General features: G+C 46.7%; 12 protein-coding genes and 1 tRNA gene. 10 read left to right on the top strand and 3 right to left on the bottom strand.

Features of this window, described 5'->3' with window-relative positions; genetic code table 11:
* A partial coding sequence (locus tag Q0C15_RS01345) for a hypothetical protein (RefSeq protein ID WP_297215192.1) occupies nucleotides 1-251 on the top strand: 251 nt, incomplete at its 5' end.
* A complete protein-coding gene (locus tag Q0C15_RS01340) occupies nucleotides 232-783 on the top strand; it encodes a site-specific integrase (protein ID WP_297215190.1) in 552 nt (183 codons plus the stop codon). The genes Q0C15_RS01345 and Q0C15_RS01340, both read left to right, overlap by 20 nt.
* Here Q0C15_RS01340 and Q0C15_RS01335 read toward each other — a convergent pair.
* The 3 genes from Q0C15_RS01335 to Q0C15_RS01325 form a co-directional block, all read right to left on the bottom strand.
* Nucleotides 765-836: transfer RNA gene (locus tag Q0C15_RS01335), tRNA-Ala, on the bottom strand. The two genes, Q0C15_RS01340 and Q0C15_RS01335, sit on opposite strands and share 19 nt — an antisense overlap.
* A gap of 70 nt (nucleotides 837-906) precedes the next feature.
* Nucleotides 907-1,845 carry an alpha/beta hydrolase-fold protein gene (locus Q0C15_RS01330; RefSeq protein ID WP_297215188.1) on the bottom strand — a complete coding sequence of 313 codons (939 nt, stop codon included), beginning with the start codon at nucleotides 1,843-1,845 and terminating at the stop codon, nucleotides 907-909.
* A gap of 164 nt (nucleotides 1,846-2,009) precedes the next feature.
* The gene (locus Q0C15_RS01325; RefSeq protein ID WP_297215186.1) at nucleotides 2,010-2,777 is read right to left on the bottom strand and encodes an ATP-binding cassette domain-containing protein; all 768 of its coding nucleotides are present in this window, start codon (nucleotides 2,775-2,777) and stop codon (nucleotides 2,010-2,012) included.
* Between the two features lie 94 nt (nucleotides 2,778-2,871).
* Between Q0C15_RS01325 and Q0C15_RS01320 the strand changes: the two genes are divergently transcribed.
* From Q0C15_RS01320 to Q0C15_RS01285, 8 genes are all read left to right on the top strand, one after another.
* Nucleotides 2,872-3,681 carry a hypothetical protein gene (locus Q0C15_RS01320; protein ID WP_297215184.1) on the top strand — a complete coding sequence of 270 codons (810 nt, stop codon included), beginning with the start codon at nucleotides 2,872-2,874 and terminating at the stop codon, nucleotides 3,679-3,681.
* 5 nt (nucleotides 3,682-3,686) lie between these two features.
* Nucleotides 3,687-4,358: a hypothetical protein gene (locus Q0C15_RS01315; protein ID WP_297215182.1), complete on the top strand. Its 672-nt coding sequence runs from the start codon at nucleotides 3,687-3,689 to the stop codon at nucleotides 4,356-4,358.
* Entirely contained in the window at nucleotides 4,355-4,666 is a 312-nt protein-coding gene (locus tag Q0C15_RS01310; RefSeq protein WP_297215181.1) for a transcriptional regulator, read from the top strand. The genes Q0C15_RS01315 and Q0C15_RS01310 overlap by 4 nt, the downstream gene beginning before the upstream one ends.
* A gap of 76 nt (nucleotides 4,667-4,742) precedes the next feature.
* Nucleotides 4,743-5,525, top strand: a complete 783-nt coding sequence (locus tag Q0C15_RS01305; protein ID WP_297215179.1) for an ABC transporter ATP-binding protein — start codon at nucleotides 4,743-4,745, stop codon at nucleotides 5,523-5,525.
* Nucleotides 5,518-6,303: a hypothetical protein gene (locus tag Q0C15_RS01300; protein ID WP_297215177.1), complete on the top strand. Its 786-nt coding sequence runs from the start codon at nucleotides 5,518-5,520 to the stop codon at nucleotides 6,301-6,303. The genes Q0C15_RS01305 and Q0C15_RS01300 overlap by 8 nt, the downstream gene beginning before the upstream one ends.
* A complete protein-coding gene (locus Q0C15_RS01295) occupies nucleotides 6,300-6,965 on the top strand; it encodes a hypothetical protein (protein ID WP_297215175.1) in 666 nt (221 codons plus the stop codon). Before Q0C15_RS01300 ends, Q0C15_RS01295 begins: the two co-directional genes overlap by 4 nt.
* On the top strand, nucleotides 6,958-7,299 hold the full coding sequence (locus Q0C15_RS01290; protein WP_297215174.1) for a transcriptional regulator: 342 nt from the start codon (nucleotides 6,958-6,960) through the stop codon (nucleotides 7,297-7,299). The genes Q0C15_RS01295 and Q0C15_RS01290 overlap by 8 nt, the downstream gene beginning before the upstream one ends.
* Nucleotides 7,300-7,401: 102 nt before the next feature.
* Nucleotides 7,402-7,947 (top strand): GNAT family protein, encoded by a 546-nt coding sequence (locus Q0C15_RS01285; RefSeq protein WP_297215173.1) that lies wholly within the window; start codon nucleotides 7,402-7,404, stop codon nucleotides 7,945-7,947.
* Nucleotides 7,948-8,092: the final 145 nt, after the last annotated feature.

The raw sequence follows: 8,092 nt of genomic DNA, 5'->3' as shown, positions 1-8,092 counted from the left end.
ATGAAAGATTTGCCCGCAATACGGTGATAGATACAATAAGAAAACTGAAGTATCTGTCAAAGAGCATTGACCTGGATTCAAGGGATAGCATTATGTCTTTCCTGAGGCAGCTCAGGAGGGATGGAGTGCCTCCCAAGAGGATCAATGAGCATCTGAAATACCTGAACAGGTGGCTCTCCTATAAGGGGGAAGACAAGATCATGTACTCAACAGGTCCAAAAACTTCTTGCAATGCCAGTCAGGACAATTGAGGACAGGAGGAACAGGGTGATGATTCTTCTTGCCCTTAATTCCGGCCTGAGGAGATCGGAGATCTGCAACCTCAAGGTAATAGATATCCACCCATCATATATATCCGTCATAAATGGAAAGGGAGGAAAGGACAGGGATGTCTATCTTGATGAATACACCAGGGAAGAGATCTCTAAGTACCTTTCCATGAGAAACCACCAGGAATGCCCCTATGTTTTCACGACCCGCAAGGGAAAGATCACTGAGGCATATATGGGAAATATAGCTATGGATATAAGAAAATCAACAGGAATAGATTTCTCATGGCACAAATGCAGGCATACCTATGCAAAGAACCTTTTGAGGAACAACATAGATCTCGAAACCATACGGCAAATGCTGGGCCATGCAAATCTTTCCACAACACAGGTATATTCCCAGCTTGATTCCGGAGAAGCCATGGAGCGCATTCGGGAAAAGAAACCAAAATTGTTCAAATGTTCAAACCGCAACAATCCCTACACAATTACCGATGGACTGGAGGGGATTTGAACCCCTGGCCTCTTCCATGCCAAGGAAGCGATCTACCTCTGATCTACCAGCCCTCATACCCCTAATAGCAACTCGCTATAAATCTTTTTGACCTGCGGTATCGCATTGCAATGCAAAATGGGATCATGATTCCTTCAGTCTTTCATATATGTAAGGTATAGACGCCAGGTATCGCTCTGAATTTCCGAAATGCCCGCCATCGAATTCCTCATAATGATGGTCTATGCCGTTTTTTTCCAGTTTCTTATGCAGCGATCTTGATCCGATGTACAGCCTGTACTCATCGTTCTTTCCCACATCGATGTATATGGCCTTCATCTTCCTCAGGTTGTCAAGATGCCTCAGGACATTCTTGGCTGGATCGAATTCGATCCATCTCTTCCATACATCATCTATTATCTCACCTGTCTCCTCATCGAACGGAAGATCGAATCCTGATTCATTATCCATATCAGGCGAGTAGAACGCCGAGCTGCCGAAAATGTTCAGTATCCTCATCTCCTCATCGCTCGGGCGCCTGGAGGTGAGTTCCTTCAGAAGATTCATCCTTCCCTTTGATTCAACAGCCTTGAAGGTGCAGGCCAGATCATCCGCATACAGATAGTAGAAGCAGCTGTCTCCGAAGTGGTCCGCAAATCCATCGATGACGTCCGGATGCCTCACTGCAATGGTGTAAGAACCGAATCCACCGGAGGATTTTCCGAAAAGAATTGTACGTTCAGTCCTGTATCGCTCCCTGAAGAACGGTATCAGCTCTTTTACTATAAAATCCTCATAGTTTCCGACCGCAGGGGAGTTTATGTACTGGTTTATGTTGTACTTCGTTGAAAAATTTGGGTTTATTACAACAGCCTTCAGGCCCTGGCCAAACAGCTTCTCCATGATTGCGGAAAATTTGTTGTGCGTCCTTGGTTTCCAGTTCGTGCCCGCAAGCTCTATCATCAGGGGATAGCCGTCTTCAACGTCATCCGGCGTGTATACCAGCACCTCCCTTTCATCGGGATCGTTGAGAAAGTTGTCCCTCAGAGCTTCGCTTTCAATTTTCAGTATCTCCGTCTTCATATGAACAGCTACGATATGATTTCGAAGTATATATCATGATAATTTATCATGAATCTGATATCATTCCTTCGATCCGTCGGGTGTATCAAGCAATGATTGGCGTCAGAGGCCCATTGAATTATAAGGGATCCGTCATCGAATAGCCTATTGAAGTGAACGTTCGATCAGGCACCGTATATCCTGTCAACCGTTCCGGCTGAAAGTATCCCTTCTCCTGGCTCTCCACCCTCAACTATGGAGTATCGTTCGCCGCCCATTATGAGCGTGGCTATGGATCCAGAAGCTTCTCCTCTGACGATCTTCGATCTTGAAAGCGCTGATGATTCCACAGGCCCCTGCATCATACCGTCCATGAGGAAGTGGACGGAATATCCGCCAAAATGTTTCAGAACCTCAATCTCATGCGTGACGATGACAACATCGCCCTCATAATCCAGCATCCTGTCGATCATGATCGCCCTGCGCCTTCCGTCCAGGTTCTCGAACGGCTCGTCCATGATCAGCACTGAAGGTTTTCTGGAGAAGCTGATCGCAGCCATGGCGATCTTCATCTCTCCTGTAGAAAGGCTTCCGAAAGGTTTCTCTGCTATATTTTTCAGGTTCATGTCGTCAAGGAAATCCATGAATGCAGCGAGATCGAGGCCGCCTATCTCAGAAAAGATCTCTGCAACATCGTTTACTCTTGCAGCGATGGTGTATATTTCCGGTAAGTTCGCTGCGACCAGTCCGCTGGCCCTAATATTGGATACTTCATGTCCGTTTACCTTAAGGCTGCCTGCGTATGGATAAAGCCCGCATATCGCCTTGACTATGCTGGTCTTTCCGCTGCCGTTGGATCCGAGTATTATCGTCTTGTTCTGGAACGTGAAATCAAGCGGCCCAACTATATTCTTTCTGAACGATCTTACGATCAATTTCGTGGCTTCTATCATAACAGTACATCCATCATTCGCATATAAGAGCGTCATATTGTTCAGTTTCTGTACTTTTGCTGTGCATTTAATTACGGATGTGCATTGACTACCCATGAAGTTCTTGAAATATCTGCTGAGAACAATGGTAATTGACAGAAGGATACTTGTATGGTCTATGATGTTTTCGATCTTCTTCGACGTGCTGACCGTTTTCTTCCTCTCGCACATAGGGCAGGGGCCGGTCAACCCGTCTTCGGTCAGGGAGATAGAATCCATAGACTACGGTCTCATATTCATGCTATCTATGAGCTTCGCAGCCGTATCCATATCTTCTTCATTCGCAGTGCAGTCAAGATCGTTTGGCTACCTGTTCCGGTACACGAAGGCCACAAGATCCTGGTATATGCTGAACCTCATAGTAGCAATGTCTATACTATTCCTGATCCTGGGTTCGATCATATTCGGCGTGAACTGGCTGTTCAATTACGAGAGGTACCGGATAGATGCAGCACCTAGTTCGCTTCCTGGCATAATAGCACTGGCGCCGGCAGAGGGCCTGCTTGTATCCGGTGTAACGCTGGCAACCTTCTCGCTGTTCATAACCTATACTGGATACAGGCACCTGAACTACATCAGGTTTCTGCCCATATACATATACTTCGCTGCAGACTTCTCCATTATAGAAGCGGGTGTCCATGGAACGTTATATTATCTGTCCCCGTTCCTTTCATCCACATACCTTGCAATTTATCTCTATTCGGGATCGAAAAAGTTTCCCTTCAACACGGTCGCACCATACAGCGTTGATCCGCATCTTGCATTGATCTCGCTGGTCATTTCGATACTTATATCATACGCAGCATCCATAATATTCATGAAGCGTATAAGGTCATCAGGTAGTGATGACGAGAGGCTGTTCTGAGGTGGATGATGCAGGTGATAGATGAAAACTTCGAGATGGGCAGAACTATAGCGACACGCGCCTATCTAATGGACATCAGGAAGAGGATCGGCAAGATATACCTCCTGTTCTCCACCCTTGTACCTGTATCGTTCATCCTCTCGGTCATATTATCCTACCATTTTTCTGGCTTTCTGCGTTATATATACTATCTGAAAAATGCGAGTTCCATAATCATAGTCTATGCGGTCTATATCGCCATCACATACATCATACTGAGGAGGACGCGCAGGATCCAGTATGCGGCTATAAGGATGGAATATGAGGTGAGGGGGAAGAGCCGTGGCCCATTCCTCAGAATTGCGACTAACGGGCCAACGTTTTTCCTAATCCTGTTTGTATCACCGCTGATACTCTATATATATCTGACCATTTTCAGGCTGTACAGCTATTATATATTCATGGATGCGGTGTTTCTTGCCGCCATTATACTGTGGTTCTACAGGACGTTCAAACTCTTCGAAGACGTACCGCCGTGGTGGATCTGGGACTGGATCGCCATAGCGGGCTTTGTCCTGGGATTCTTCCTAGGGGAATTCGTATTTCCATATCTCTACTTCATATTCTCTTTCACATGGCTTGTGGCAGGCATCGGTACCTTTGTGGATCTTAGAAAGATAGGAGCGTCAGTTTCATGACGGAAGATCAGGGCATAGAGGATCTTGTCAACGATCCCATACTGTCAAGCGGGGCCAGGGTAGGGATACTCATCGCTCTATTTGGAGTTGGAAGATCCACATTCACCGATCTGCTGAGATCCACCGGGCTGGCCAAATCATCACTCTACATGCATCTGCAGGTTCTGGAAAAGCATGGTCTCATAACGATGAAAACAGAGTTTACAAGGACGAGGCCAAGGGCCATTGTCAGGATAACAGAGGCCGGCATAATGGAAATAAACCATTATTTCGACATTGTCAAAAGGTACTTCGAGGAGAGAAAATAGGCCGTCAGGCATAGGAGTTTCAGTACAAATTTTGTACTAAAAAGACCATTGAAATAAACCGTGAATATGACTCAATATGCTATCGATAAGAGACCTTTCCGTATTATACGGTTCCATCAAGGTGCTTGACAGAATAAATATGGAGATCGTAGATGAGAAGATAGCGATAATAGGCCCAAATGGATCGGGAAAGACAACCCTCCTCAAGTCCATATCTGGCCTCATTTCCGATTTCTCAGGCGACATAATTTACGATGGCCAATCGATCAAGGCTTCCAAGAACATGCCCGGGCTTGGAATAAACCTACCTGATGTGTTCAGAGTACTGGATGCTGACGCTCGTGTCTTGATTAAGATATATGCTCAGGCAGTGGGCGTTGAAGAGGATCGCATCATGCACGACATGGTGAGGTTCGGCCTGGATCGCGCTATGAATAGGAAGATGCGCGAGATGAGCGAAGGTCAGAAAAAGATATTCTGCAACATTATGGCACTGCACCTTGGATACAGGATCGCACTGCTGGATGAACCGTTTGAAAGCCTGGATCAGAGGTCGAAGGGCCTACTGGCCGAAATCATAGGCGATCGGCGAGAACCGGTCATGATCATAACGCATGAGATTGGCATGCTCCGAAAGATCCGGCATCTCAAGCTGTTCTTCATGTTCAATGGAAGGCTGTTTGGCAGTGCTCCCGCCGATCTAATCGAGGAACTCTACATTGATCCGGATCCGTCCGGAAGGGTGCTGTTTCAGATCGATTCAGGCGATCGCACTTTCTATGTAAAGATCGGGAGCGGAAAGGTGAAGCTGTCTGCGGCAGGTTCCATGGATCTCGTATCGGAGGTGCTCTATGATTAAAGAGGTAGCCATCGGCATCCTGAAGAACAGATCCATATGGTTCTGGAGTGTCCTATTCGTACTGGTCTGGGCCGTCATAGGATCATTCATCGCATCCAAGGGGGTTGCAGTTGGATCCGAAAAATACTATGTTTCAGCTTGGTATTCAATCGAGGCGGTTATCTCAGCTGGAGCTTCCGGAACAAGCATAGCATATATAACGTTCTTCTCAAGTTCCTCCCTTGCATATCTCTTCAGGTTTTCACGGCTGAAGCCGGTGCATTACGAACTTATATTTCTCGTGGGCTATCTGATTACATCCATAACTACGCTTACCACGGTGACCGCCGCCAACATATTTCTGTTCTCATTGAGGTTCGGGCGCATCATACTGCCAGAACCATATATAATACCTGTGATCATCATAACCGGCGCCTTCATGTACGTTTTTTCCGTTATGGTGGCGCTGATGGTAAACAATCATTTCAGCCTGAAAAACGCTTCGTTCACCAGTTTTGTCCCGCTCTTCCTCGCCTTCATATCGGCTTACCTGCCCCTTTACGTAAACATCAGCAGATGGATCGCGGTTGCATACCCATTCCTAGGCATCGAATACCTCCTCTCATATGCATTCACTGGGACCGTAAATCTCAGCCTTGCAACACCTTCCTCATCTGCAATCTCACCCGCTGCAATATACGCGTCCGTCATCGGATGGACAGCGATTCTTTTTATAACGGACGTGATCTTGCTGCGTAGGATAAAGCCTAGAAGTGCCGAGGAAATGAGGCAGCTATGAATGACCCAGAATACGCTGGAAAGCTGGATGAAATAGCGAGGATAGCGGTCAGAAGGCAGTACTATATCCTGAGAAGATCCTGGGGTATATATTACGCCATCTGGGCTTCTGGATTCACCTTCATGCTCCTTGCCTCGATGATAGTATTCACATTCGTGAGTGGGTTGAAAGGCTACCTCATCCTGCTTTCTTTGATTTTCTTCATAGCGCTGATCTCAGGCTATCTCTCAAGGAGGGTGTTCAGGATCGCAGTCCGCACGGAGGATCTACGGCGCATGCTTGACAACGAATATCTTACATGGTCTAGGAAGTACACTGTATATTACTGGATCATATTCGTATTGACCTTGGCTTCGGCCGCCCTCCTAGGATATCTTATGCCCAGATACAGCTATTATTCAGCCGTTCCTTTTCTTTACTTCATATCTTATTACGTGTACTCGCACCTCAGGAGGTCGTTCGAGGGGATACCTCCTGAGGGATACGTTTCGGTATTATCTATGCTGGCGTTTGCAATCGCTATTACATCCACGATGTTCGCCGCATCTTCATATCTGAGAGGTATGATGACGTTGATCTCCCTCACAGGCCTGATCATATCATGGTTCTGGTGTTCCATATATGCGCTATACCACGCCAGGGAGGGATTGGAAATTGGATGACCAGCGAATGAGGCCGGACCTGAACAGGGAGATAGCGAACCTTGCACGAAGGCTCAGCGACGATGCGATGAAATCCTCCATGCGCCTCCTGATAATCATATCGCTTTACCTCAACGACAGGCTAAGCTTCTCAGATCTGCTGGATCTAACCGGTCTTGGAAAGGGAAGCCTTGCGAACCATCTGAATAAACTTACGGAGAAAGGCTTGATAAGGTCTGGCTTCGCTTTCAGTTTAAAAGGCCCGATAACCGTGTATTCGCTGACGGAGGAAGGGAAAAAAGTGTATACCGATTATGTGGATGCGATCATAAAGATGAAGGGAGGAAAGAATTGAAATATGTTTGATGGCTGGTTTTCAGAAAGTATGCGGGTATATCCGTTCTCATGCATGAAGAATATTTCACATCTTTTTTATAGCTCTTCTCATTGATTAATCATGCGGCCGCTGATAGCTGAGAGCGATGACGTGAAGATCGGTCTTATCGAAAAGGAGGATCTTCAGAAGATCTATGAGATATTCAACAATCCAAAGGGTGCAAGGTTCCTCCGTGACCCGACGCAGGTTTTCTATCGTGAGGACGTAGAGGAATTCTACGAGGGGCTGCGCAGAAACAGGGATAGAAACAGGATATACGCAATACTGTATGGAAAGACCGCGGATTTCATCGGCACGATAGGCCTCTATGACATAGACGCAAAGAACAGCTATGCGTATATAGCCTTCGGCGTAGGCCAGAAGTACTGGGGGCGCGGAATAACGTCGAAGGCAGTATCGCTGATGATGAAGTACGCCTTCGATACCATGCACCTAAGAAAGCTGATAAGCAGCGTCTTCGATCCGAACATAGCGTCAAGGAAGGTGCTGGAGAAGAATGGATTCGAGGAGGTTGGAAGATACCGCAGGCACGGCTACGTTCCAGGATACGGTTTTGCCGATGAGGTGCTGTTCGAAAGGTTCAATGAGAAGATCATATACATATGATCAGAAAAGAGTTCTGTTGATCCTGGCGTTTTCGCTCAAATAGTCCTCATCCTCGCTGTGGCATTCCACGTTATGGTTATTGCATATTTCTTTTATCCTGGGCATGATGCGATCCATATCGGCAGGCATTGGGCTTATGCCAGCC

Source organism: Thermoplasma sp. (genome assembly GCF_023256435.1).
Classification (GTDB): Archaea; Thermoplasmatota; Thermoplasmata; order Thermoplasmatales; family Thermoplasmataceae; genus Thermoplasma.
The sequence above is the reverse complement of the archived record's forward strand: the minus strand, read 5'-3'. Positions and strand labels throughout refer to the sequence as shown.